Source organism: Paramicrobacterium fandaimingii (assembly GCF_011751745.2).
Lineage (GTDB): Bacteria > Actinomycetota > Actinomycetes > Actinomycetales > Microbacteriaceae > Paramicrobacterium > Paramicrobacterium fandaimingii.
This window is the reverse complement of the sequence record NZ_CP061170.1, coordinates 2,993,122-3,017,193: the sequence shown is the minus strand read 5'-3', so window position 1 is coordinate 3,017,193 and position 24,072 is coordinate 2,993,122. Positions and strand designations below refer to the sequence as shown.

General features: G+C 62.2%; 24 protein-coding genes. 19 read left to right on the top strand and 5 right to left on the bottom strand.

What is annotated here, in order from left to right; genetic code table 11:
• The first annotated feature begins 69 nt into the window (after positions 1–69).
• Positions 70–1,524: a CCA tRNA nucleotidyltransferase gene (locus HCR84_RS14590; protein ID WP_166979843.1), complete on the top strand. Its 1,455-nt coding sequence runs from the start codon at positions 70–72 to the stop codon at positions 1,522–1,524.
• A gap of 48 nt (positions 1,525–1,572) precedes the next feature.
• Here the strand turns inward: HCR84_RS14590 and manD are convergent, their stop codons facing one another.
• Positions 1,573–2,802 carry a D-mannonate dehydratase ManD gene (gene manD, locus HCR84_RS14585; RefSeq protein WP_166979845.1) on the bottom strand — a complete coding sequence of 410 codons (1,230 nt, stop codon included), beginning with the start codon at positions 2,800–2,802 and terminating at the stop codon, positions 1,573–1,575.
• A gap of 51 nt (positions 2,803–2,853) precedes the next feature.
• Positions 2,854–4,278 (bottom strand): glucuronate isomerase, encoded by a 1,425-nt coding sequence (uxaC, locus tag HCR84_RS14580; RefSeq protein ID WP_166979847.1) that lies wholly within the window; start codon positions 4,276–4,278, stop codon positions 2,854–2,856.
• A 223-nt stretch (positions 4,279–4,501) separates the two neighbouring features.
• Between uxaC and HCR84_RS14575 the strand changes: the two genes are divergently transcribed.
• From HCR84_RS14575 to HCR84_RS14505, 15 genes are all read left to right on the top strand, one after another.
• Positions 4,502–5,500: a LacI family DNA-binding transcriptional regulator gene (locus HCR84_RS14575; RefSeq protein ID WP_166979849.1), complete on the top strand. Its 999-nt coding sequence runs from the start codon at positions 4,502–4,504 to the stop codon at positions 5,498–5,500.
• A gap of 61 nt (positions 5,501–5,561) precedes the next feature.
• The gene (locus tag HCR84_RS14570) at positions 5,562–6,785 is read left to right on the top strand and encodes an extracellular solute-binding protein (RefSeq protein ID WP_166979856.1); all 1,224 of its coding nucleotides are present in this window, start codon (positions 5,562–5,564) and stop codon (positions 6,783–6,785) included.
• 4 nt (positions 6,786–6,789) lie between these two features.
• A complete protein-coding gene (locus tag HCR84_RS14565; protein WP_166979858.1) occupies positions 6,790–7,920 on the top strand; it encodes an ABC transporter ATP-binding protein in 1,131 nt (376 codons plus the stop codon).
• Positions 7,917–8,867: an ABC transporter permease gene (locus tag HCR84_RS14560; protein WP_166979860.1), complete on the top strand. Its 951-nt coding sequence runs from the start codon at positions 7,917–7,919 to the stop codon at positions 8,865–8,867. Before HCR84_RS14565 ends, HCR84_RS14560 begins: the two co-directional genes overlap by 4 nt.
• Positions 8,867–9,817: an ABC transporter permease gene (locus HCR84_RS14555; RefSeq protein WP_166979862.1), complete on the top strand. Its 951-nt coding sequence runs from the start codon at positions 8,867–8,869 to the stop codon at positions 9,815–9,817. Before HCR84_RS14560 ends, HCR84_RS14555 begins: the two co-directional genes overlap by 1 nt.
• On the top strand, positions 9,810–11,360 hold the full coding sequence (locus HCR84_RS14550) for a mannitol dehydrogenase family protein (protein ID WP_166979864.1): 1,551 nt from the start codon (positions 9,810–9,812) through the stop codon (positions 11,358–11,360). The genes HCR84_RS14555 and HCR84_RS14550 overlap by 8 nt, the downstream gene beginning before the upstream one ends.
• 60 nt (positions 11,361–11,420) lie before the next feature.
• Positions 11,421–12,377, top strand: coding sequence for a carbohydrate ABC transporter permease (locus HCR84_RS14545; RefSeq protein WP_166979866.1), 957 nt, complete (start codon positions 11,421–11,423; stop codon positions 12,375–12,377).
• A complete protein-coding gene (locus HCR84_RS14540; RefSeq protein WP_235940710.1) occupies positions 12,364–13,248 on the top strand; it encodes a carbohydrate ABC transporter permease in 885 nt (294 codons plus the stop codon). Before HCR84_RS14545 ends, HCR84_RS14540 begins: the two co-directional genes overlap by 14 nt.
• Before the next feature lie 45 nt (positions 13,249–13,293).
• Positions 13,294–14,625, top strand: coding sequence for an ABC transporter substrate-binding protein (locus HCR84_RS14535; RefSeq protein WP_244972500.1), 1,332 nt, complete (start codon positions 13,294–13,296; stop codon positions 14,623–14,625).
• Positions 14,626–14,763: 138 nt separating this feature from the next.
• Complete coding sequence (gene rpsF, locus HCR84_RS14530; RefSeq protein WP_166979870.1) at positions 14,764–15,126, top strand: 30S ribosomal protein S6; 363 nt, start codon at positions 14,764–14,766, stop codon at positions 15,124–15,126.
• Positions 15,127–15,130: 4 nt separating this feature from the next.
• On the top strand, positions 15,131–15,640 hold the full coding sequence (locus tag HCR84_RS14525) for a single-stranded DNA-binding protein (protein WP_166979872.1): 510 nt from the start codon (positions 15,131–15,133) through the stop codon (positions 15,638–15,640).
• A 65-nt stretch (positions 15,641–15,705) separates the two neighbouring features.
• Positions 15,706–15,966 carry a 30S ribosomal protein S18 gene (gene rpsR, locus HCR84_RS14520; protein WP_166979874.1) on the top strand — a complete coding sequence of 87 codons (261 nt, stop codon included), beginning with the start codon at positions 15,706–15,708 and terminating at the stop codon, positions 15,964–15,966.
• A gap of 11 nt (positions 15,967–15,977) precedes the next feature.
• Positions 15,978–16,430, top strand: coding sequence for a 50S ribosomal protein L9 (rplI, locus tag HCR84_RS14515; RefSeq protein WP_166979876.1), 453 nt, complete (start codon positions 15,978–15,980; stop codon positions 16,428–16,430).
• 507 nt (positions 16,431–16,937) lie between these two features.
• A complete protein-coding gene (gene dnaB, locus HCR84_RS14510) occupies positions 16,938–18,308 on the top strand; it encodes a replicative DNA helicase (RefSeq protein WP_166979878.1) in 1,371 nt (456 codons plus the stop codon).
• A 73-nt stretch (positions 18,309–18,381) separates the two neighbouring features.
• Complete coding sequence (locus HCR84_RS14505; protein ID WP_218043578.1) at positions 18,382–18,861, top strand: P-loop nucleotide/nucleoside kinase family protein; 480 nt, start codon at positions 18,382–18,384, stop codon at positions 18,859–18,861.
• An 86-nt stretch (positions 18,862–18,947) separates the two neighbouring features.
• Here HCR84_RS14505 and HCR84_RS14500 read toward each other — a convergent pair whose 3' ends face one another.
• Both HCR84_RS14500 and HCR84_RS14495 read right to left on the bottom strand, forming a co-directional pair.
• Complete coding sequence (locus tag HCR84_RS14500) at positions 18,948–19,763, bottom strand: aminoglycoside phosphotransferase family protein (protein WP_166979880.1); 816 nt, start codon at positions 19,761–19,763, stop codon at positions 18,948–18,950.
• Positions 19,764–19,972: 209 nt separating this feature from the next.
• Positions 19,973–21,445, bottom strand: a complete 1,473-nt coding sequence (locus HCR84_RS14495; RefSeq protein ID WP_166979882.1) for an HNH endonuclease signature motif containing protein — start codon at positions 21,443–21,445, stop codon at positions 19,973–19,975.
• A gap of 255 nt (positions 21,446–21,700) precedes the next feature.
• Between HCR84_RS14495 and HCR84_RS14490 the strand changes: the two genes are divergently transcribed.
• The 3 genes from HCR84_RS14490 to HCR84_RS14480 all read left to right on the top strand — a co-directional run bounded on the left by HCR84_RS14490 (position 21,701) and on the right by HCR84_RS14480 (position 23,427).
• Complete coding sequence (locus HCR84_RS14490) at positions 21,701–22,426, top strand: hypothetical protein (protein WP_166979884.1); 726 nt, start codon at positions 21,701–21,703, stop codon at positions 22,424–22,426.
• A gap of 102 nt (positions 22,427–22,528) precedes the next feature.
• Positions 22,529–23,170, top strand: a complete 642-nt coding sequence (locus tag HCR84_RS14485) for a hypothetical protein (RefSeq protein ID WP_166979886.1) — start codon at positions 22,529–22,531, stop codon at positions 23,168–23,170.
• Positions 23,167–23,427: a hypothetical protein gene (locus tag HCR84_RS14480; protein ID WP_166979888.1), complete on the top strand. Its 261-nt coding sequence runs from the start codon at positions 23,167–23,169 to the stop codon at positions 23,425–23,427. The genes HCR84_RS14485 and HCR84_RS14480 overlap by 4 nt, the downstream gene beginning before the upstream one ends.
• Here HCR84_RS14480 and HCR84_RS14475 read toward each other — a convergent pair.
• Complete coding sequence (locus HCR84_RS14475) at positions 23,424–24,050, bottom strand: GrpB family protein (RefSeq protein WP_166979890.1); 627 nt, start codon at positions 24,048–24,050, stop codon at positions 23,424–23,426. The two genes, HCR84_RS14480 and HCR84_RS14475, sit on opposite strands and share 4 nt — an antisense overlap.
• Positions 24,051–24,072 lie beyond the last annotated feature (22 nt).

The following is a 24,072-nucleotide window of genomic DNA, read 5'->3' as shown; positions in this document are numbered from 1 at the left end:
CGCGTGCCCGCTGACGTGTTGCCTGTGGTGGGCGGGCGATCACCGGTTCGCTCATTTACGATTGTCTGCATGGTGAACATGGCTGAGGCCCTCGAACGACTCAAGACTCTCGCCGACTCACCCGTCGTGCAGCGCGTCGCGACAGCATTCGCCGACGCCGGCCGTGAGCTCTCGCTTGTCGGCGGGCCCGTGCGCGACGCCATGCTCGGAGTCCCCGTGCATGACTATGACTTCACCACAGACGCGCGGCCAGACGAGATTCTCGAGATCGTCACTCCCATTTCGAGCGCGCAGTGGGACATCGGCCGTGAGTTCGGCACCATCGGCGCGCGCATCACGACGGGTGCGGGGAAGGGTGTCGTGACCGACACCGTCGAGATCACAACGTATCGTGCCGACGCCTACGACGGCGAGACGCGAAAGCCCCTTGTCGCCTTCGGCGATGAGCTCGAGGACGACCTCAAGCGACGCGACTTCACCATCAACGCCATGGCGCTGCGTGTTCCCGAGGTGAAGCTCGTCGACCCGCACGGCGGGGTCGAGGACCTTCTCGACGCCACATTGCGCACGCCGTCATCACCCGAGGTGAGTTTCGGCGACGATCCTCTGCGCATGATGCGTGCCGCCCGGTTTGCCAGCCAGCTCGGCTTTCTCGTGGCAGACGAGGTGCAAGACGCCATGGGGCGCATGGCGTCGAGCATCGAGATCGTCTCGGCCGAACGCGTGCAGGCCGAGCTGGCAATGCTGCTCTGCACCGCCGCGCCGAGCAGCGGCATCCGTCTGCTTGTCGACACCGGCCTCGCCGACATCGTGCTTCCCGAAGTGCCGGCACTGCGACTCGAGACCGATGAGCATCACCACCACAAAGATGTCTACGAGCATTCGCTGACGGTGCTCGAGCAGGCGATCGGTCACGAGAAGAAACGGCACCCGGGTGAGATGCCCGATCTCGTGCTGCGGCTCGCCGCTCTGCTGCACGACATCGGAAAACCTGCAACGCGGCGGCTGGAGCCGGGTGGAGCTGTGAGCTTCTATCACCACGATGTTGTCGGCTCAAAGCTCGCGAAGAAGCGACTGAAGGCACTGCGCTTCGATAAAGACACCATCACGTCTGTGGCGCGGCTCATCGAGCTTCACCTGCGGTTCTTCGGGTACAGCGAGGGCGCATGGACCGATTCGGCCGTGCGCCGCTATGTGCGTGACGCCGGCGACCTGCTCGAACGCCTGCACATGCTCACGCGCGCCGACGTGACAACGCGCAACAAGCGGAAGGCCGATCGCCTCGCGTTCGCCTACGACGACCTCGAGGCGCGCATCGCCGAGCTCCAAGAGCAAGAGCAGCTCGAAGCCGTGCGCCCCGAGCTCGATGGCAATCGCATTCAGGACGTGCTCGGCATTCGCCCCGGCCCCGAGATCGGGCAGGCCTACAAATGGCTTCTCGACCTTCGCCTTGACGAGGGGATCCTCGGAGAGGAAGAGGCAACGCGTCGCCTCAAGGAATGGTGGGCATCCCGCGAGACGTAGGCCAACGGCATCCGCCACCTCCGGTGACCACCAGTCGTGCCCGGGTATTTACCAATCGTGAACTGTGCCGTCCTGCAGGCGGTTCACCGGAAGGTACGCCGCCGTGTAGCTGAACGACTCGGCCAGCGCGTCATCATATTCGACGCCGAGCCCCGGGGCATCACCCGGATGCAGAAGCCCGCCGTCGAACGTATAGCTCGTTCGGAACACGCGCAGGGTGTCGTCTGAGTGCTTCATATACTCCTGAATGCCGAAGTTGTGGATCGACAGGTCGAGGTGCAGGGCGGCGGCCTGCCCGACGGGCGATACGTCGGTCGGCCCGTGGAAGCCCGACTTGATCTGGTAGACGGCAGCGAAGTCCATGATCTTCTTGAGCGCTGTGATGCCGCCCGTGTGCGTCACGGCGCTGCGCACGTAGTCGATGAGCTGCTCCGTGATGAGCGTCTGGTAGTCGAACACCGAATTGAAGACCTCGCCGATGGCAAGGGGCGTCGTCGTCTGCGAACGCACACGGCGAAGACCCTCCTGGTTCTCACCCGGAGTGCAGTCTTCAAGCCAGAAGAGGTCGTGGGGCTCCAGCGATTTTCCGAGGGATGCCGCCTGATTCGGCGTGAGGCGGTGGTGGCCGTCGTGCAGCAACGGCAGCTCGGGGCCGAACTCGTCACGCACGGCGGCAAACACCGTCGGGATGTGCCGCAGGTAGGCGCGCGAATCCCACGACTCCTCCGAGGGTGCGGCTCCGCGCGACGCCGGCTCGTAGTCATAGCGCTGCCCCGGCTTCTGATCGCCGGCGACGCCGTAGACCTGGCCGAGTCCGGGAACGCCGGTCTGCACGCGGATCGCAGCGAAACCCTCATCGAGATGATTGCGAATCGACGTGAACAGCGACGGGATGTCGGAGCCAGACGCATGCCCGTAGGCGAGGGCTCCGCGCCGCGACGCCCCTCCCAGCAGTTGGTAGACGGGCATGCCCGCCATCTTCCCCTTGATGTCCCACAGGGCAACGTCGACAGCGGCGATCGCGGCCATCGTCACGGGCCCGCGGCGCCAGTATGCGCCGCGGTACAGGTACTGCCAGGTGTCTTCGATGCGCTGCGGGTCGCTGCCGATGAGCAGCGGCACGACGTGCTCGCTCAAATACGACGCGACGGCAAGCTCACGGCCGTTGAGCGTCGCATCGCCGAGCCCTGTCGTTCCGTCGCTCGTCGTGATGCGCAGCGTGACGAAGTTGCGTCCGGGGCTCGTGATGAGCACCTCGGCGCCCTCGATTGTTGCCATGCGTGTTCTCCTTCTCGTGCGAGATGATTTCGGATGCCAGGTGTCGACCGCTCAGCGGCGCGCGTACGCGAGCTTCGGCAGTTCGTACGCGAGATCCCTCGCTGTCTCGTGCGCGTCGTCGAGGCACAGCATCCCCGTCGCGACGAGCTTCGCGAGATACCCGGCATCCATTCGTCGTGCGAGATCGTGGCGAGCGGGAATCGATGCAAAGGCGCGGGTGTCGTCGACGAAGCCGCTGGTGTTGTAGAAACCGGCGGTCTCGGTGACCAGCTCCCTGAAGCGGGCCATGCCCCCTGGGGAATCGAGAAACCACCAGGGTGCGCCAAGACGCACAGACGGATACGCACCCGCGAGGGGCGCGAGCTCGCGAGAGTACACGGTCTCGTCGATTGTGAAGAGAATGAGCCGAAAACGCGGGTCGAGGCCGAACGCCTCGAGCAGGGGGCGCAGCGACCGAGTGAACTCAACGGTCACGGGAATGTCGAAGCCATGGTCAGCGCCGAGTGCGTCGCGAATTCCCCCGTGGTGGTCGCGCAGCACGCCGGGATGCACCTGCATCACGAGACCGTCGTCAAGCGACATGCGGGCGTTCTCGAACAGCATGTTCGCCCCGAACGCCGCAGCGCTCGCCGCATCCGCCTGCCCGTCGAGAGCCAGGGCGAAGAGGCGCTGTGCGTCGGCAGCCGAGAGAGGCGACGTGTCTGCGCTCTGGTGCCCGTGGTCGCTCGCTCGTGCGCCGGCAGCGGCGAACGCGAACCGGCGCTGGGCGATTGCCTCCAGAAATGATGCGTAGTCGGTCACGTCGATGCCGCTGGCACGAGAGAGCGCGTGAATCTGCTCACGCCAGTCCTCTCGATTCAGCTCGAAGAGGGCGTCTGGTCGAAACGTGGGAACGACTCTGTCGCCCCACCCGTCATCCGCCAGCCGCGCATGCTCAGAAAGCGACGACTGTGCCGGGTCCGTTGTGGCGAGCACCTCGATGTTGAAGCGGTTGAAAAGCGGACGGATGCTGTTTTCACGGCGAGCGAGCACCTCGCTCAGCTCATCGAACAGCTGATCCGCGGTCTCTGCACTCGGCACCGTGTCGATGCCGAAGATCTCGACAAGCTCGTGCTCAAGCCAATACCGCGTCGGTGTGCCGCGAAAGAGCTTCCAGTTCTCGCAGAATCGGAGCCAGATCACACGGTTGTCTGTCTCTGTCGCTCCGGGCCGACCATCGATGCGCGACACGCCGAGCTGTTCGTTCGTCATGCCCTGCGACACAAGCATGCGTCGCAGGTAGTGGTCGGGTTTGACGAGCAGCTCTGCCGGGTCGCCGAAGCCGTCATTGCGCGCGATTGCCCCCGCGTCAACGTGGCCGTGCATGCACACCAGCGGCAGGTCGGCGACACCGCGGTAGAGGTCGCGGGCGATGCCACGCAGCGTCGGCTCGGCGGGGAGCGCGCGATCGGGATCGAGCGTCAGTGGATGCACCATGTGGCGTCCTTTCATGAAACAAAAGCTATGTTGTTTCATTGCTTGTAAAGTCCCGCAACCGCTTCGTCGCGAGAGGTTTGACTACTATAACCGCCTAAACGCAGGAATCAAGAGAGAGTTTGAGAGCGGGATTGCTGGTGCATCAATGAAAATTCATGAAACGCTTGACCTGTAGTGAAAAGGTTTGCATAATCGACGACAGGCAAGCACGAGGAGGTGCACCATGGTGGTGACAATCAGGGATGTGGCGAAAGAAGCCGGTGTCTCGATCTCAACGGTCTCCCGTGCGCTCGCCGCGCCACACAAGGTGGCAGAGTCGACACGGGTGGTGGTAGAGGCGGTCGTCGCACGCTTGGGATACCGCCCGAATCGGAACGCCCGGGGACTCATCACCGGACGAAGCGGAACAATCGGGCTCATCATTCCGGACCTCGAGAACCCGTATTTCGGAGCGGTGAGCAAGGGAGTGCAAGAGCGTGCACGCGCGGCCGGCTACTCCGTATACATCGGAGACTTCGATGAGGATCCGAGCATTGAGAGCACTGTCGTCAGGTCGCTCGCCAAGCAGGTCGATGGAATCATCATGTGCTCGCCACGTTCGAGCGACAGCGAACTCGAACAGCTCACCTCTCTCGTGCCCACGGTGTTGGCGAACAGAAAGTTCGGCGATGTGCCGTCGATCGTCTTCGACAATGACGGCATGCGAAGGGTGCTTCGACATCTCACGGCGCTCGGGCACACGAAGATCGCCTACGCGGGAGGCCCACAGCAATCTTGGTCGCACAGCCGGCGAATCGAGGAATTCCGTGCGTTCAACGACGAGAACGATGGCGTTGAGCTCACAGAACTCGGTAACTTTCCCCCGACATTCGGCGGCGGCGTTCAAGCTGCCGATCTTGCCATGGCCAGCGGTGCGACGGCCGTCATCGGCTACAACGACCTCGTAGCACTCGGCATCCTCGATCGCATGCGGGAGCGGGGAGTCTCGGTTCCAGACCAACTGAGCCTTGTCGGCTTCGACAACGTTCCCGTCTCCACATTCGTGCGCCCGAACCTCACGACAATCGAACTCCCTCGTAAAAACATGGGGCGCATGTCTGTCGACCTCCTCTTGAACATTCTTGATGGGAAGGGCGCCGAGGCGACGCACATTCCCCGACAGCTTCCCGTTGATCTTGTGATCCGGCAATCCACCGGAGAAGCACCGCGCCCCGCGCAGTGACGGGTAGAGAAACAGCTTCTTGACAGTGGTGTCGAGAAGCCCTACGGAAGGAAACATCATCATGCGCGTCACGAAACGGACCGCAACGATCTCGGCGGTTGCAGCAGCTGCATTGCTGTTCACCGGCTGCACAGCACCCGGCTCGGGCTCCGAAAACCAGGAGCCCGCCGACGCGGGAAATGTGCCAGACAAACCCTCAGCTCCCGTCACACTGAACATCCTCGATGTGGCCGGGGCGCAGAAAGAAGTCGGCGCCATGGTCGAGGACTACGTCGCGGAGCATTCCGACATCATCTCGGCTGTGAACTGGGAGAGCGGCGGCTCGCCCGATCTCGTCGGAACGGTGAAGCCGCAAGTTGACAGCGGCGACCTGCAGATTGATCTCGTTTTCACGGGAAATGACGGGCTCTCCGCAGGAATCGGCCAGGATCTCTGGGTTCCGATTGTCTCTGACTACGGCGACCGCTTGTCGAATCAGAAGAACTATCTCGAACCAGCAGCCAACATGCAGGAGCTGGCCGAGGGATTCGGAGCGGTTGTCTCGTACTATCCCTCCGGCCCACTGCTCAACTACAACCCGAAAGAGGTTGACGACGTGCCCTCGACGCCAGAGGAGCTGCTCGCGTGGGCGAAAGCGCATCCCGGCAAATTCGGGTACGCACGCCCGGCCAACTCAGGCCCTGGGCGCACGTTCTTGATGGGTCTTCCCTACATCTTGGGAGACGAAGACCCGGCGGATCCGGAGAACGGCTGGGACAAGACCTGGGATTACCTGGCAGACATTGGTCAGTATGTGTCGAATTACCCGACGGGAACCGGTCAAGTCGTCTCAAATATGGCCGACGGCACCTGGACGATGATTCCAACGACGACAGGCTGGGACATCAACCCGAGGGCAGAAGGCTCGCTTCCCGAGTGGATCGAGGCCTCGGCATTCGATGAGTTCACGTGGGTGACAGACGCGCACTATGCGGTGGTCCCGAAGGGGCAGTCCGCAGACAAGCTGTCGGCGATTCTTCTGATGCTTCAAGACATGCTGACGCCGGAGCAGAACGCGAAGGCGTATGACCACGGCTACTTCTACCCTGGCCCGGCCGTCAAGGACGCGACGCTTGATCTTGCGCCGAAGGAAAGCCAAGAAGTGATCGCCGAGTTCGGTCGCGACTGGTACGACGACCTGATCGAGAAGATGCCGAAAGAGACTCCGCTGACGCCAGACGAGATGGTCAAGGCATTTGACATCTGGGACCGCACTATCGGGGTCGGAAAGTATGAGTCCGAGTAACGCCATGAACATCTCTGCAACGAAATTCGATGCTCTTGAGCTGGTGAATGTCGGGCGCAGCTTCGGTGGCCAGGTCGCCCTGACCGAGTTGTCGCTGACGATCCGAGCAGGCGAGTTCATCGCCCTGCTCGGGCCGTCAGGCTGCGGCAAGTCGACAGCGCTCAATTGCTTGGCAGGCCTTCTGCCGCTGACGCATGGCGAGGTGCTGATCGACGGCAAACGCGTCGATGTGCTGCCGGCAGAGAAGCGCGACTTCGGAATGGTCTTTCAGAACTATGCGCTCTTTCCCCATCTCAGCGTGCAGAAGAACGTCGCCTTCGGACTGCAGATGCGCGGAACCCCGCGCGCAGAAGTGACGCGCCGCGTCGCCGAGGCGCTGGCGCTCGTGCGTCTTGAGGAGCACGCGAGAAAGCTGCCAGGGCAGCTCTCGGGAGGCCAGCAGCAGCGTGTGGCCATCGCCAGGGCCATTGTTCTCGAACCGCGGCTCGTGCTCATGGACGAACCTCTTTCGAATCTCGACGCGAAGCTTCGCCTCGAGATGCGCTCCGAAATCCGTCGCCTTCACCAGGCGCTCGGGCTCACGACGATCTATGTCACGCACGATCAGGAGGAGGCACTGTCGATGGCCGACCGCCTCGTCGTGCTGCGTGATGGTCACGTGCAGCAGATCGGAACCCCGCAGGAACTGCACGACAGTCCGGCGAACTGGCACGTCGCGGACTTCATGGGCTACCGCAACATCGTCGATCTCTCTGTGGAGAGTGTCGACGGCGACACGGCCGTCGTCGCAGACGCCGGTTTTCGCCTCGTCGGCACGCCGGTGGGAGCCATCGCCGCCACTGACAGCGTGCGGGTAGCGATCAGGCCGCACGATTTTGCGGTCGTGGATCGTGGCCACAGCGGTGCGAACACACTAGAGGCAACAGTGAACGCCGTCGAGTACCAGGGTCGTGAGTTCGCGCTCGACGTCGAGACGCTCGGCGGGCAGCGTTTGCACGTGACCTCTGAGTATGCGCCTGCGCTGGGGGATGCCGTCACGCTCACTGTTCCGCAGGAACGCGTGCTCGTCTATCCGACGGCGCTGAGCACCGGGGCCGCGCAACAGCAATCACCCGTCGGCCTGGTCGCATCATGAGCACTGCGCTGACTGACAGCGAGCACGCGGCGCCGGTGGAATCGCAGCGAAGCACGGCGAGCCTGAGCCATCGTCTTGCCGAACGCGGGGTCGATGCACGGCTGTGGCTGCTTCTGCCAGCACTCGTGTTCATTCTTGCGCTCTTCGTCTACCCGTTTGCATACGGCATCGGGCTGACGGCGCAGCCGCTTCAGCGCACCGTCGATCAATGGGGCGGCGGCATCTTCGCCAACTACGTGCAGTTCTTCAACGACCCATTCATCTTCGATTCGGTCTGGCTGACCATGCGCCTCGCGCTGCCTGCCGCGCTCTTCAACGTTCTTGTGTCGATCCCCCTTGCATTCAAGCTCCGCGGCAAATTCCGCGGCAAACGCCTGATGTCGGCGCTCCTCGTGCTGCCCATTACGCTCGGCACGGTGCTCACTGCGCAGGGACTTCTGATTTTCGCTGGTCGTCAGGGCTGGCTCAACCGGTTTCTGCTCGACATCGGTCTGATCGACCAGCCGCTGCAGCTTGTGAATAACTACCTCGGTGTGATGTTCTCGCTGATCATCTCCGGGTTCCCCTTCGCCTTCCTTCTTGTGTCGTCATACCTTTCTGGGATCGATCCGTCGCTGGAATCGGCTGCCAAGACGTTGGGAGCCAATTGGCGACAGCGATTCACACGTGTGACGTTGCCGCTGCTCGCTCCGGGGCTGGCGACAACGTTCATCCTGACGTTCGTTCTGGCGTTCAGCGTCTTCCCGTCCGCTCGCCTCGTTGGTGACCCAGGCGGAAGCACGCGTGTCATGGCACTGATGGCGTATCGGGCATTCGGCGAGCAGCAGAACTACAGCATGGCGTCGACGATCGCCATTCTCATGGGAGTCGTCGAGCTCATCGTCATCGCCGTCGTCCTTCTCGGGCGCTCATTCTTATACAAGGGATCAACGGGAGGGAAGGGCTGATGTCAGAATCCTCCACAGCGGCGGGCACTGCCGCACACGAAATCGCGCAGAGTTCTCCACGAGGCTCCACGCCGAGCGCACGAGGAAAGAAGCCCGGGTCGCGGCCTCCGGGGCAGCGGTCCCTCGCCGCATCGCCGGGAACATGGCTCGTCTGGGCCGGCATCGCCGCGTTCTTCGTCTTTCTTTTCGGCATTCTCACGAGCGTGCTCGTCGATTCGCTCGGAAAGGGCTGGTTCGCCACCTGGCTGCCCGCCGAGTTCACCGTCGACTGGTACGCAGAATCGTGGGAGCGCTTCGAGTTGGCGCAGGTGATCGGCGTCACGCTCATCGTCTCGCTCAGCGTTGTCGCGATCTCCATACTCGTCGGAGTTCCCGCAGCCTACGTGCTTGCTCGACGGGATTTCCCGTTCAAGCGCGCGGTGACGGCGCTGTTCCTTCTGCCCGTGCTGATCCCGCCGATCACGTTCGGCATCCCGCTTGCGACGGTGATGTACAACTTCGGCCTCGGGCGCTCGCTCATCGCCGTCATTCTCGTCAACCTTGTGCCGTCTGTGCCGTTTGTGATCATCACGATGACGCCGTTCATCGAGCAGATCAACCCGACGATCGAGAACGCGGCGCGCATGTGCGGTGCGGGAATGCGCCACGTCTTCGTTCGCATTCTCGGCCCGCTCCTTGTGCCGGGCATCCTCGCGGCGGCAATTCTCGTGCTTGTGCGAACGGTCGGCATGTTCGAGCTGACGTTCCTGGTGTCAGGGCCGGGTTCAGACACGCTCGTTGTCGCGATCTACCGGGCAATGACGTCGGCAGGCGGCGCCGAGCCGCGGCCGCTCGTCTCGTCGATGGCCGTGATGTACACGGCGATGATGCTCGTGATCCTCGTGATCGCGCTGCGCTTCGTCAACCCGACGCAACTGGTTGCCCGGGTGCGTGATTCTGACGATGACTGAGAGCCACGCGCCCGCAGTGGCCCCACGGCTCTCTGCGCGCACGCTCGATTCCGTGCGTGCATCTCCCGAGGTGAGCGGGCCGCCGGCGTGGTGGCAGCAGGTTCAGGTGGGCATCGTCCACCTGGGCGTTGGTGCCTTCGTGCGCTCGCATCAGGCCGTCTACACCGAAGACGCAATGGCGCTCACCGGAGAGCGGGGGTGGGGAATTCTCGGCGTGACAGGCAGAACGGATGCTGCCGCAAGGCAGCTCTGCCCGCAGAACGGCCTCTTCACCGTGCTGACTCGTTCGACGCGGGGCACGAGTGCTCGCATCGTCGGCTCTCTGAAGGACGTGCTCTTTCCCGGTGACGACTCCGATCACATCGCCCAGTCGATTGCTGCCGCGACGACGCACGTCGCCACGCTCACCATCACCGAGAAGGGGTACAGGCTGACCGCGGGCGGCGGCACAGACCTGAGTCGCTCAGACGTCAGCGACGATGTCGCCGTTGTCGCGGACGAGCTCACACGCGGGCGCAGCACCGCGCCGTCGCAGACTCCGATCGGGCTCCTCGTGCGGGGACTCGCCCGACGCTTTGTGCTCGGGGCCGAACCGTTCACCGTGCTCTCGTGCGACAACATGCCGGCAAACGGCGAAACGACGCGCACGGCGGTGCTGACGTTCGCGGCGGCTGTCGCGCGGGTCGCCGACGGCGAAGCATCCGGATTTGTTGATTGGCTTAAGCGCAGCGTCGCCTTTCCCTCGAGCATGGTTGACCGCATCACACCGGCGACGACAGGCAGCGACCGCCGCGAGGGGGAGCGTCTGCTCGGTGTGCGCGACGAGGGGCTCGTCGCCGCCGAGTCGTTCGCGCAGTGGGTCATCGAAGACAGTTTTGCCGGCCCGCGTCCCGCGTGGGAGCTCGCCGGGGCGATTCTCACAGACGATGTCGAACCGTACGAACGAGTGAAGCTGCGCGTTCTCAATGCCGCGCACTCAATGCTCGCCTACCTCGGCGCTCTCGCCGGTCACGACACCATCGCCGAAGCGGTTGCCGATGAGCAGCTGCGGGAGCGCGTCTGGGAAACCCTCACGACCGATGTGCTCCCCGCCCTTCGTGCGCCACGGGGAATCGACCTGCCCGCATACCGCGATTCAGTGCTCGAGAGATTCGCCAACCCCGCGCTCGCACACGCGACGCGTCAGGTAGCGACAGACGGATCGCTGAAGGTTCCGCTGCGCATTCTGAGCACGGCATCCGACCGCATTGCGTCCGGCCACACGCCGCACGGCCTTGCACTTGCCGTCGCCGCATGGATCGCCTTCGTCGCCGCGAGCATGCGCGACGGGGCTCCGCCGCTTGACGACCCGCAGGCTGCGCTCCTGCATGAGAGCGTCGCAGACGCGGACGCTGTCGCGAGCGATCCGCGCGCGCTCGTCGACCGCATCTTCGCTCGCCGCCAGCTCGTTCCCGCTGATGTCGCAGCCGATGATGCGTTCCTCGCCTCCGTCGTCGAGAAGCTGGCAGAGGTGGCCGCCCTGACCGCGGGAGCGCGGGCGTAGCCACGGAGGTTTCGGGGCGCGAATGTCGCACTCCTCGCCAAGATCGATACGATCGAATATATGCCTGGCGTGAGCGACACCGCGAAGCCCGCGGTGCCATCGACGCCTCGGGTGCCTCGCCGCTTCGGCAGACGAGCTCATGAGGTTTCCTCTGCGTATGCGCTTCTCGCGCCGAGCTTGTTCGGGCTTGTCGCGTTTCTGCTCTTCCCGATCCTCGTCGTGTTCTGGCTCAGCTTTCACCAGTGGGATCTGCTGAGCGCCCCCGTGTGGGTTGGCGCAGACAACTACGTGAGCGTGCTCGGAGATGCCGAGTTTCTCAATTCGCTTCTCATCACCGTCGGCTTCGTCGTCATCGTGATTCCCGTGCAGACCGCGCTCGGGCTGCTCGCTGCCTCGCTCCTGACCCGAGGTCTTCCGGGCAGCGCCGTGTTTCGAGTGATCTACGTTCTGCCGTGGATCAGCGCGCCGCTCGCGCTCGGCATCGTGTGGAAGTGGATTCTTGCGCCAACGGACGGCCTGCTGAACACGCTCATCGGCGCGCGAATCGAGTGGCTGACGAGCCCGGCGCTTGCGCTGCCCAGCGTTGCCGCCGTCGTCATCTGGACGAACGTCGGCTACATCACCCTGTTCTTCGTCGCCGGGCTGCTCAGCATTCCGCCGTACATCGTCGATGCCGCACGCATCGATGGCGCGGGGCCCTCCGCCATCTTCTGGCGCATCAAACTTCCGCTGCTTCGCCCCACAATGTTCTTCGTGCTCGTCACGAGCGTGATCAGCGTCTTTCAGCTCTTCGACCAGGTATACGCGCTCACAAAGGGCGGGCCGCACGCTGTCACCGACGCGGGAACGCTCGGCTATACAGACGTCGTCGCCATGCGCCTGTACACCCGGGCGTTTTCAACGTTCGAGTTGGGCCAGGCAGGGGTCATCGCCGTCGTGCTTCTTGTTCTGCTCGTTCTCATCACCGTGGCGCAGCAGGTGTATTTCCGACGGAGGACCACGTATGACCTCTCGTAGCAGCGAAAGGCTCCGGATGCCGGTGCGCACACCGCAGTCACGTGCGCCGCGCCGCGCGCTCGCTGCCCTTGGCGTGTACGCCCTTCTGCTCGTTGGCGCGGCCGTCACGCTTCTCCCCTTCGCCTTCAGCGTGATGACGGCGTTCACGACACCGACACAGTTTGCTCGCGAAGGCGCCGCGTCGCTGCCCAGCCCGGCGACGCTCGACAACATCGGCGAGCTGCTCGGCGGCGGTTTCGGCTTCGGACGCTCGCTTGGAGTGACTCTCGCCATGACGGCGGTGCTTCTCGTCGGTCAGCTGGGCTTCTCGATCATGGCGGCCTATGCCTTCGCCCGCATCGAGTTTCCCGGGCGCAGCATCCTGTTCTGGACCTACCTCTCGGCGCTCATGGTTCCGGCCGTCGTACTCGTCATTCCGCTCTATCTCATGATGGTGCAGCTGGGACTTCGCAATACTTTCTGGGGGCTCGTTCTGCCCTTCATGTTCGGAAGTCCATACGCAGTTTTCCTGTTGAGAGAGTATTTCCGAGGCATCCCTCGAGACCTCGTCGACGCTGCCCGCATTGATGGCGCCGGGCATTTTCGCATCATGACGGGTATCGTGGTTCCGTTGTCGCGACCAATTATCGTCACCTTGGCGCTCATCACCGTCGTCACTGCCTGGAACAGTTTTCTCTGGCCGCTCGTGGTGACAACGGGGAAGACCTGGGGTGTGATCACGGTCGCGACTGCTAGCCTCCAATCTCAGTACACGAGCAATTGGACGCTGGTGATGGCCGCGACGACGTTAGCCCTCGTTCCGCTGGTGATCGTGTTCCTGATCTTTCAGAAGCACATCGTCAAGTCCATCACCATTACCGGTTTCAAATAGAGAAAGACCCGAATGGCGAAGCGAATCCTTACGATTGCAGCGGTGGTGGCAGCATCTTCCCTTATGCTGTCTGGCTGCGCTGCCTCTGACACGACCGAGGCAGACACCACAACAGTCAATTTCCGGCTGTGGGACGAAACCGTCGCCAAGGCCTACGAGGCCTCGTTCGACGAGTTCGAAGAGCAGAACCCGAACATCAAGGTGAACATCAACGTCGTTCCCTGGGCCGACTACTGGTCGAAGCTGCGCACCGACGTTGCGAGCGGAACCATGGACGACGTCTACTGGATCAACAACTCCTACTACGGCGCCTACGTTGACTCGGGCAACCTCATGGACGTCGGCGCTGTCATGGGCTCCGCCGCGGCAGAGGCGTGGGAGCCGAGTGTCGTCGACCAGTTCACGCGCAATGGCACGCTGTGGGGCGTGCCTCAGCTGTACGACGCCGGCATCGCTGTCTATTACAACGCCGACATTCTCGAGGCTGCCGGAGTGACGCCGGAGCAGCTGAACGATCTGTCGTGGAACCCCGAGAAGCCAGACAAAGAGAAGCAGTCCGACGACCAAGCGGCGGCAGACACCTACCTCGAGGTCGCCCGCAAGCTCACCCTCGACTCGAGCGGAAAAGCCGGAGACACCAAGGGCTTCGACGGTGACTCCGTCGAGCAGTACGGCACGAATATCGCCTACGATCTGCAGGCGATTCTGCTACCTTTCATCGGGTCAAACGGCGGTGCATTCCAAAAGGGCGACGAGTTCGCATTCGCAGGCGAGAATTCGGCGAAGGCCATCAACTACCTCGTGCAGGCCATCAACAAGTACCACGTGGCACCGTCGGCCGCCGATACGAACGATGACGGCGACTTCAGCCTCAACGCGTTCACCCAGGGCAAGATGGCCATGTTCCAATCGGGGCTGTACAACCTCAAGAACGTGTCAGAGGGTGCCGACTTTGACTGGGGCGTCGCCATGCTCCCGGCCGGGCCCGAGGGCCGTGTCTCCGTGACGAACGGCATTGTGGCCGCGGGCAACGCGGCAAGCGAGAAGAAGGATGCGGTCAAGAAGGTGCTCGGCTGGCTCGGAAGCGAGCAGGGCAACGCCTATTTGGGCGCCGACGGCGCAGCCGTTCCCGGCGTTGTCGCAGCTCAGGACACCTACTTCGACTACTGGAGCAAGAAAGACGTCGACGTGTCGCCGTTCTTCGATGTCGTCTCCGATGGCAAGACGATCCCCGCTCCCACCGGGCCGAACTACAGCAAGGGCTACGAAAAGTTCGACCCCATCTTCAAGGAGATCTTTGCGGGAACAGTGAAGCCGCTCGACGGGCTGGAGCAGGCGCAGGCCGAAGCGAATGGGGCAATCGGCTCCGGCAATTGAGCATGTGTTCGCCCTTCGCCTCGGCGTCGGGTATCATAGCCAAGTTGCCCGTGTTCACTTCACGAACGCGAGCCACGATGCTACAACCCTCCTGTTGCAGAACGTCTGCAGCCGATCAAGACCGAAGGAGGTGGGTTAGTGACGCATCAGTACGAACTCATGGTCATCCTCGACCCGGAAATTGACGAGCGCACGGTTGCACCGAGCCTCGACAAGTTCCTCAACGTCATCCGCAACGGCGGTGGAACTGTCGACAACATTGACATCTGGGGACGCCGTCGTCTGGCGTACGAGATCAACAAGAAGTCCGAGGGCATCTACGCCGTCGTTGACTTCACCGCGACGACCGAGTCCACTCAGGAGCTCGACCGCCAGCTGAAGCTCTCCGAAGCCGTCATGCGCACAAAGGTGCTCCGCGCAGAAGAAGCGATCGCTCAGGTTGCTTTCGAAGCGCAGCGCGCTGAGGCCAAGGCCGCGCGCAAGGCAAGCAAGGGCGCCTAGTCCCATGGCTGGCGAGACCGTCATCACCGTGGTGGGCAACCTCACCGCCGATCCCGAACTGCGCTACACGCAGTCGGGGCTTGCGGTTGCCAACTTCACGATCGCGTCTACTCCTCGTACGTTCGACCGTCAGGCGAACGAGTGGAAAGACGGTGAAGCACTCTTCCTGCGTGCGAGCGTCTGGCGCGAATTCGCCGAGCACGTCGCAGGCACTCTCACCAAGGGCAGCCGCGTCATCGCTCAGGGGCGTCTCAAGCAACGTTCGTTTGAGACCCGCGAGGGCGAGAAGCGCACAGTGATCGAGCTTGATGTCGACGAGATCGGCCCGAGCCTTCGCTATGCAACGGCGCAGGTCACCCGTGCACAGTCGTCTGGTGGTGGGCAGGGACGTGTTCAGTCCGCGCCCGGCCAGAACGACGAGCCTTGGGCTCCAGCAGCGCAGTCGCAGCCCCAGTCGGGCGGCGGCGACGGGTGGGCAACACCCGGAAGCTACGGCGACGAAACCCCGTTCTAACTACCTGCGTGTGACGGCTGGGTAACAGCACCGTCGCACCGAATTTTCACGAAGAGGAATCCACTATGGCTGGAAAGTCGAGCGGCCAGGGCCGCAAGCCTTCCCGCGGTAAGGGTGCAAAGGCATCCGCCCCGGCGAAGTCAATTCGTGTCGGCGTCATTGATTACAAAGACGTCGCCACACTCCGCAAGTTCATCTCAGAGCGTGGAAAGATCCGCGCTCGTCGCATCACCGGTGTCTCCGTGCAGGAACAGCGCCTGATCGCACGGGCAATCAAGAACGCCCGCGAAATGGCACTTCTGCCTTACGCCGGCTCGGGCCGCTAAGGAGCACACGAATGTCGAAAGTAATTCTGACGCACGAGGTCACCGGCCTCGGTGCCCCCGGTGATGTCATCGAGGTCAAGAACGGCTACGCCCGCAACTACCTCGTCCCTCAGGGTTTTGCTACCCCGTGGACGCGTGGTGGCGAGAAGCAGGTCGAGCAGATCAAGTCCGCTCGCGCCGCTCGTGAACTCGAGACCATCGAAGAGGCGAAGTCCCTCAAGGACGCCCTCGAGGCGAACGAGATCACGCTGACCGTCAAGGCCGGCGCCGAAGGCCGTCTGTTCGGCTCGGTCAAGCCGGGCGACATCGCCTCGGCCATCTCCGAAGCCGGCATCGGCGAGGTTGACAGGCGCAAGATCGAGATCCCCAGCGCCATCAAGGCAACGGGCAAGCACGAGGCCACCCTGCGCCTCCGTGAGGACGTCTCAGCGACGATCGCCCTTCGGGTGGTTGCCGCCAAGTAAGGCGCTTCAAAACTGCGGGGTGAGCCACTGGCTCACCCCGCAGTTTTTTGTGTACGCCTCAGTAGAGAGTTGGAGGTTGCACATGGGTGGTTCTGGGGATAATATCTGCTCATCTGTGCACAGGTGCGGCCACGATTCCCAACCCTCAACCATGGCTTCAACTGGGTTTCTTCTCCACATGGGGTGGAGAAATTAAAACCAGGTCAGACTTCAAAAATAAAATTCGATCCCCACGTTCTCCACAGTTATCCACATCTGTTTCCCACAGGACTGACGGCGTTTCGCCCAGGTTCTCCACAGAGTTATCCACAGGCTGATTTTGGGGATGCGCGAGAGGTCTCTAGGGTAAGTCAGCAGACCGGTCGCGCACGTTCGCACAAGCGAACCAGCGGCTGATGTCGGCGGGTGCTGATTCACTTGGCGAGTAACGACGAACGACGACGTTCGGTTGCCGCTGAGGCAGGGCAGTGCTGTGCCGGTGAGTTGTGAAAAAGGGGGAGTTAATTCGTGTCGATCGCGCATCTTGAGGCTGGTGGAGTAGCTGGTCCTGACTCAGAGCGTTCGTATGAGCGCACCCCGCCGCATGACCTCCTCGCCGAGCAATCGACACTCGGTGGAATGATGCTCTCGAAAGATGCAGTCGCCGATGTCGTTGAGCTGGTTCGCGGTGTTGATTTCTACGTTCCCAAGCATGAAATCATCTTCGACGCGATGCTGTCGCTCTATTCGCACGGCGAGCCGACAGACGTCATTGCCGTCACGGATGAACTCGTCAAGCAAGGCGAGCTGCAGCGAGCCGGCGGTGCCGACTACCTTCATACGCTGACCTCCCTTGTTCCGACCGCGGCCAATGCCGGGTTCTACGCGTCAATCGTGTCTGAGCGAGCCATGCTTCGCCGTCTCGTTGAGGCAGGAACGCGCATTGTGCAAATGGGTTACTCGGGCGAGGGGGAGGTACTCGACCTCGTCAACAACGCGCAGGCAGAGATCTATTCGGTCTCCGGTGACGAGACGGCAGAAGACTACGTTCCGCTGAACACGGCTGTCGACGCTGCCGTCGAAGAGATCGAGGCCGCGAGCGGCCGCGACGGAACGATGACCGGCATCCCCACCGGTTTCAAAGAGCTTGACGATCTCACCAACGGTCTGCACGCGGGCCAGATGATCATCATCGCTGCGCGCCCCGCAATGGGTAAGTCGACTCTCGCGCTCGACTTTGCGCGGGCAGCATCCATCGCGAACGATGAGCCGTCGATCTTCTTTTCGCTCGAAATGGGCAAGAGCGAGATCGCCATGCGCCTGCTCAGCGCCGAGGGAGCGATCCCGCTGCAGAACATGCGCAAGGGAACGCTCGACTCGCGTGACTGGACGACAATGGCCTCGACGCGGGGCCGCATCAACGAAGCGCCGCTGTATATCGACGACAGCCCCAACATGACGCTCGTCGAGATCAGGGCGAAGTGCCGTCGTCTCAAGCAGCGGGTGGGGCTCAAACTTGTGGTTATCGACTATCTGCAGCTCATGACGAGCGGAAAGCGTGTCGAGAGCCGTCAGCAGGAGGTCTCGGAATTCTCGCGTGCGCTGAAGCTGCTCGCAAAGGAGCTGCAGGTTCCCGTGATTGCGCTGTCGCAGCTGAACCGTGGTCCTGAGCAGCGTCAAGACAAGATGCCAGCGATCAGCGACCTGCGTGAGTCGGGATCGATTGAGCAGGATGCCGACATGGTCGTGCTTCTTCACCGTGAATCGGTATATGAGAGGGACTCTCGTCCTGGGGAAGCCGACCTGATTGTTGCAAAGCACCGTAACGGTCCCACGGCGACGATCACTGTGGCTTTCCAGGGGCACTATTCGCGCTTTGCCGACATGGCCCCCGCCTGATCGAAACTAATGTGTAGGGAATCGTTGAACGTGACCATTCTCAACGCCAGTGGCGACGCGTAACGTCGGCTTCGTGGCATTGAATAGAACTCCCGTAGCTCGAGTCGCAATGATGTGCGGCCCCGGTGGTGCCGGCAAGACTACCTACGCCAAGCGCTTGGAGCGCGAAGGCTGGACGCGCTTGTCGTTCGAAGTGGAGTTCTGGGATCGCGGAATCACGACGATGCCTTCCGCCGACGTGGTCGCTGAGGTGGCAGCAGAGCTGAAGGCGCGTTTACTGAGCCATGTCGCAGCGGGGAATGATGTCGTGCTCGATTTCGGGTTCTGGTTCCGGCGACAGCGCGATGAGTTCCGCGAATTGCTCGCGCCGCACGGTATCGTGCCGAAGACTGTCTACATTGCGACGGACCTCGAGACCATTCTGAGCCGGGTCGGTGACCGACACGGCAGACAGGCAGATGACTGGCCGATGACCGAGCAGACCGCGACGGAGTACTTTGAGCAGTTCGAGCCACCGTCGCCAGAGGAAGGACCGCTCGAGATCATCAGCTAGGGGTGTGGCGAGTCACGCGATCGACCTGTTCATACACGAATGCTCGTGAATGATCAACGAGATATGGGGCGGTGCGCTGTCGTTGATCAGCCAATGAGCTTCATCAGATGCGAGGCCTGGGCTTCGGTTGTGCCGGGTGCGTTCCGGAGGAAACCGCTGTTTCCGGGTAGGAGCATAACCAGCCAGAAAGCTGCCCAGAGCGGTTGGTAGGCACGCATTCGCTCCCTCTCGACTTCCGATAGCCCGACGGCCTCAGAGAGAGACGCAGGATTGAAGACGCCGGTGAGGCGCCCGGCGATGTGCTCGACATGATCGGCCAGTTCGTATGCCGGATCTGTGAGGCCGCCGTCCTCGAAATCAACGAGGCGGCACGTTTGACCATCCCAGACGATGTTCGCCGGGTTGAGATCCGAGATTCCAAGCCCGACGAGTCGTGGGGAGGGCAGAGCGTCGGGTCGCGAAAGCCATTCGAGCGCAGTTTCGACTCCGACGGCCACCTGCTTCGGGTTCTGGCACCGGGAGAAATCGTTCGTTTTGCTCAGCCAGCCGCTGAGCGCCTGAGGAAGTGTCGACGGGCCGTAGGGGCGTTCGCTGATTCCCGCGGAGTTGATGTGCTCGAGGGGGATTCTGTAAAGGCGACGCAACGTCTGCCCAAGCGACCCTGTCTGCTCACGGGTCAGCGGTTTGTCGCCGAGTGGATCTCCTGGCAGTCGTTCCATGATCACGACAGGGTGGCCGCTCTCAGTCTCGCGTCTCAGAGGTCGTGGGGCCACCCCCGGTGCGTGTTCCCAAATGAGATTGAGGCATCTCCACTCGCGGTCCGCTTCTCCATCAGACCAACGCAGAAACCTCTTACGAACCTCTGTGGTGGTGAAGCGCAGCTCGTGGGTCTGGGTCTGCATGTTACTCAGTGTAGGAGGGTCGCCGACGTATTCATTGAGCCCCCGGCACGATATGAGCATGCAGTAATCGCTCGCCGGGAGTACCGTTGAGGGTCTCATCCTGGTCGAACAGCTGGCGTTGATAGACCCAGTGCACTCACGAAGGCAGCACAGATTGCGCCTCGATCAATTTGACTCGAGAATCGTGTGTCCTTCGGCCGCCGCGTACGTCATGTGCGCGGCTTGGTATCTCGTCCGGGGTCTGGCCCGCCGTTGTCGTCTGGCGGTTCACGGTCGTCGTCTCCCGGAGCGCGTCGCTGTCCCAGGTAGCGTCGGTTCACATACCAGTCTGGTGGGGTCAGTCTGGGGTGGCCGTTTTTGTCGCGGGTGATGGTCCAGTCGTCGTGGTCGAGGAGCCGATGATGAAACCAACACGCCAAAACACCGTTGTCGAGGTTGGTGGGACCGCCATCTTCGTATCTGTGTATGTGGTGGGCTTCACACAGCCAGGCGGCCACGTTGCAGTCATCGACAACACAGGTGTTCCCATCGCGGGCGATCAATGCCAAACGTTGCTTCGCGGTGAAGAACCGTCTGGCGTTCCCGAGGTTCAACACGTCGCCATGCTCATCAATGGTGACGTTCATCGTGTCGCCATCGCACTGCATCTGTGTCACAAAACTCATCGGCAACGGTGCTGGTGTTCCCGGTGACCAGGCTGCACCGGTACCGGCGTCGAGGTCCTCGTTCTTCACGGTGACCATCACTGTGGGACCGCGACCGTGCAGTTTCGGTGTGGAGTCTTGTTTGCCGACACCGGCGATCATCGCGGTGAACACGTCTGCACGTTCCTGTGGCCGTGACCGCTCCTCCGGCGCTTGCTTGGTCGCGGCGAGCTCCTCAGCATGCATAAACGTCGGCGACGTTCTCTTCGACATGAACGCATCAAACACGGGTGTCACCTGCGCTGCCTGCTCCGGTGAGAGCACCCCGGTGATCTTCATCGACCCGTCATCTTGGTGTTTGAAGACCAGTTTGCGGGCCTCATGGAGTTCTTCTGCTGTGGGTTCGACACCGTCAGGGTCAAGGGCAACACGGAACACGCGGGCCTGCTGCCGCACAGCATCCGCCGTGAACGGCACCTCACCGAACGCACCCGTCGCATTACCGATCAGCGTTTTCTCGGCCCAGTCGATCTGCTCGGGGGAAACCCGGGGCAGGACAGGTGCCAACGTCGACGTGATCGACTCGGCAACATCCAGACCAATCGTGCCTTGGGCGAGCGCGTCCGCGGTCTGGGAGAAAACAGGCTCGAGAGGCAGCCCGGTGTCCGACACTCTCGGTGTTGTGTGTTTCGCGACTGTCGCAAACCGATACGCTGTGGAGTTCTTCGCCCCCGTGATCACCTCAAACAGCGCCGTCGGGCTCTTCGCCCCGTGACGAGCGGCGAGACCGTCAAAACCGGCATCCGTGTCCGACCGGCGAGCAATGTCGCCCACATTTGAGATCTGACGGCCTTCGATGATGCGAGTGGTGTTTCCCAGCAGACCGGTATAGGTCAGCAGTGTGTTGGCGGAGAGATCTGCAGGGTTAATCGTCGCGAGTCGTGATGCGGCAGAAAGCAGGTCTTCCGCAGCCTCAACAGCGACAGCATCCGGACCACCATCGGGGTCGAAAGCTGATAGCGCCGCTACGTTTTGCATGACTGAAGTCTGCCACCGACCACTGACATTCCATCGACACAAATCCCCGGTCAAACCACCTATTGTGGATAACTCGCAAAACTTTCCACCTGTGGACGAAGAATCAATAGCGTGATCAACGAGCGAGGTAGTGGCAAGAGGGTTTCGGCATAGCGGGCGTTCCCATTTCCGTCCACATGTCGATGCCTTGTCGTGGGTGTCTACAGATGAGGAATCGTGCCGTTTCACAGGCCGCCGTCGCGACAGGCTGTTCGCATGATGAAGCTAGATGAGTTCCTCAGCGCGCCCGACGAGAGCCTTGTGCACTTCCCCGACGTTGACGAGGAGGATCGTGCGGACACCGAGTATGCGATTCTGGCACGCAGCGACGAACGGTCAGCCGTCGCAGACCCGAGGCCATCCGCTTTCTCGTATGGACTGGGACCGCGTGCCGACGCACTCGTTGACGTTGTGCTGCTCGTCGAAGATGTCATGCGAAGACCGGTCGAAGAGGTCTCTCCGGACGATGCTGCTGAACTCTCCACGATGTGTGTCTACCCGTCTCTTGTGCAGGCAGTGGCGCTTCAAATTGCATTCGGCCGCGAGACTGGAGTTGAGCATCGAAGAAAGTGGCTGTCGTTGATCGCCGAGGCGAAGATAAACGAGATGTCCGTCGATGACTATGTGATCGGGCCCCTGGCATTCCGAGAACTCAACGGCGACCGCATCGACCGCCTGTTTCGCGGCATCGAACGGCAATGCCCGCTGCACGATCGCGTCGTGCACGGAATCGCCGTGCTGCGGAGAATGATTGCGTTGCTTCCGAGCGAATACCGGTCGAGACCTCTGTGCACGTTGGCCTGGCTGCAGTGGGCAAATGGCAAACGCGCGATCGCCGCTGCCTACCTGACAGAGTCACTGCGCCTTCAACCCGATGATGCTGTGGCGATTGTTCTCTCAATATATTTTGACGCACAGATGCCGGTGTGGCGCGCCGCATGACGTCGTTCCGCAGGTGGCGCACGCTCAGGATGTGGCCGGTAGAATGGATGCATCGTCGGCCGTGTCCCCGCGGCCGATCTTCATGAAAGAGGCAGAGTCTTCGTGGTCACTCCCGCACGTTCGCACGCCATCGAGCCTGCGCCGACGCGGTTCTGGATTCTTCATGTTGTGCGCGCGGTGCTCTTTGCCGCCGTTGGCCTCTTCATCACGTTCTCACGAGACCACTCGCCAGCGCTCGGTCTCGTGGCCTTCGGAGCGTTCGCACTCGTTACGGGCATCGTCATCGGTGTGCTCTCGATTCGCATGGTCGCCGACGTCACAACGCGACGCCTGATCATCGCGCAGTCGATCATCTCGATCGTGGCCGGAACCGCAGCGCTCGCTCTGCAGTCAACGGGATTAGGCACGCTTTTGCTCACGGTGTCGATCTGGGCGGGAATGACGGGGCTCCTCGAGCTCTATGCCGGTTACCGTCTCATTCGTCGTTCCGCATTGTCGCGTGATTTCTTGATCGCCGGTGGGCTCACCGCGCTTCTCGCCGTCGTCTTCGTTCTTCTGCCGCCCGACTTTCAACAGGCAGACGGTGGGCTGAACGACGCACCGCTCACCCTGACATCGTCGGTCATGGCCGTGGGCGTCTTTGGGGCGTACGCCGCCATCATGGCAGTTTTTCTCGCCATCGGCGGGCTGTCCATCAAATGGCAGAAGGCAGACGACATCGCGGCAACGGAGGAATCAGAATGACTAAGCCAAGCAAGCGAGAGATGCTGAAGCCGCTTGAGCTTCTCGGCATCGCCGCTGCATTCGGCGTCTTCGCCGGGCTCATCACGCTGATGTCAACGCGCGACTTTTTGCTCACCATTGTCATGGCCGGAATCGCGTTCATCGCCGGCCTGGTGTTTCTCGCGCTCTTCGCGTTGACGATCAAGCCGAACAAGATCGAGCGAGAAGAGATCCAGCGCGACGACGACGGAAACCCCAAGCCGCCGACAATGCTCTAGGGCTCCGGCGCGTCACCGCTCGGTGTTAGCCCCGCCGCGCTGAACGCACGCGCGTAGATGTCGCGAATGGCCGCCTGTTTGCGGGCGTTGTACTCCATCATCGTCTCGGCACGGTCGGTCGAGGTGACTGCGGCGGAGCGCTTCACGTCTGCGTACAGCATCCGATCACCCTCATGTCGACGAAGGTGATCGCGAAAAATGCGATGCTTCCACGGCTCAGGGGCGTCGGGCCCGAAGATGTGCAGGTTGACGGATCGATCGGATGCTGTGAGGCAGCGATGCTCGAACCACCAGGGTTCGCGAACCGTGAGCACGTACCCAAGCTCGGTGAGCGGCGTGAGCCACGGCGTCTCGTGCGAAGGATCGGCGACGATGAGATCGATATCGATGACGGGCTTCGCCGGGAGCGAAGGAACGCTCGTCGAACCGACGTGGGAGATGTCGAGAACGAGCGCGCCAAGGCTGAGGCGGATCGTCGACTCATACTCGGCGTACCGCATCGGCCAGGTCGAATCGTATTCAACGATGTCGATCGGCCGATGCGAGGGCTGCACAACCCACGGTGACTGACCAGGAGGGGGAGCGTCGTCGGAAAAAGTCGTGATGTCGTGCACGGTCGGCATGCGACAAGCCTATGGGCCGGAG

Bases quoted from the DNA above. Each gene is read 5' to 3' on its own strand.
- HCR84_RS14480 (WP_166979888.1), top strand. From the start codon at position 23,167: ATGACTAAGCCAAGCAAGCGAGAGATGCTGAAGCCGCTTGAGCTTCTC.
- HCR84_RS14545 (WP_166979866.1), top strand. From the start codon at position 11,421: ATGCCTGGCGTGAGCGACACCGCGAAGCCCGCGGTGCCATCGACGCCT.
- HCR84_RS14525 (WP_166979872.1), top strand. From the start codon at position 15,131: ATGGCTGGCGAGACCGTCATCACCGTGGTGGGCAACCTCACCGCCGAT.
- rplI (WP_166979876.1), top strand. From the start codon at position 15,978: ATGTCGAAAGTAATTCTGACGCACGAGGTCACCGGCCTCGGTGCCCCC.
- HCR84_RS14490 (WP_166979884.1), top strand. From the start codon at position 21,701: ATGATGAAGCTAGATGAGTTCCTCAGCGCGCCCGACGAGAGCCTTGTG.
- HCR84_RS14540 (WP_235940710.1), top strand. From the start codon at position 12,364: ATGACCTCTCGTAGCAGCGAAAGGCTCCGGATGCCGGTGCGCACACCG.
- HCR84_RS14560 (WP_166979860.1), top strand. From the start codon at position 7,917: ATGAGCACTGCGCTGACTGACAGCGAGCACGCGGCGCCGGTGGAATCG.
- HCR84_RS14590 (WP_166979843.1), top strand. From the start codon at position 70: ATGGTGAACATGGCTGAGGCCCTCGAACGACTCAAGACTCTCGCCGAC.
- uxaC (WP_166979847.1), bottom strand. From the start codon at position 4,278: ATGGTGCATCCACTGACGCTCGATCCCGATCGCGCGCTCCCCGCCGAG.
- HCR84_RS14550 (WP_166979864.1), top strand. From the start codon at position 9,810: ATGACTGAGAGCCACGCGCCCGCAGTGGCCCCACGGCTCTCTGCGCGC.
- HCR84_RS14475 (WP_166979890.1), bottom strand. From the start codon at position 24,050: ATGCCGACCGTGCACGACATCACGACTTTTTCCGACGACGCTCCCCCT.
- HCR84_RS14555 (WP_166979862.1), top strand. From the start codon at position 8,867: ATGTCAGAATCCTCCACAGCGGCGGGCACTGCCGCACACGAAATCGCG.
- HCR84_RS14570 (WP_166979856.1), top strand. From the start codon at position 5,562: ATGCGCGTCACGAAACGGACCGCAACGATCTCGGCGGTTGCAGCAGCT.
- HCR84_RS14495 (WP_166979882.1), bottom strand. From the start codon at position 21,445: ATGCAAAACGTAGCGGCGCTATCAGCTTTCGACCCCGATGGTGGTCCG.
- HCR84_RS14565 (WP_166979858.1), top strand. From the start codon at position 6,790: ATGAACATCTCTGCAACGAAATTCGATGCTCTTGAGCTGGTGAATGTC.
- manD (WP_166979845.1), bottom strand. From the start codon at position 2,802: ATGGCAACAATCGAGGGCGCCGAGGTGCTCATCACGAGCCCCGGACGC.
- HCR84_RS14575 (WP_166979849.1), top strand. From the start codon at position 4,502: ATGGTGGTGACAATCAGGGATGTGGCGAAAGAAGCCGGTGTCTCGATC.
- rpsR (WP_166979874.1), top strand. From the start codon at position 15,706: ATGGCTGGAAAGTCGAGCGGCCAGGGCCGCAAGCCTTCCCGCGGTAAG.
- HCR84_RS14500 (WP_166979880.1), bottom strand. From the start codon at position 19,763: ATGCAGACCCAGACCCACGAGCTGCGCTTCACCACCACAGAGGTTCGT.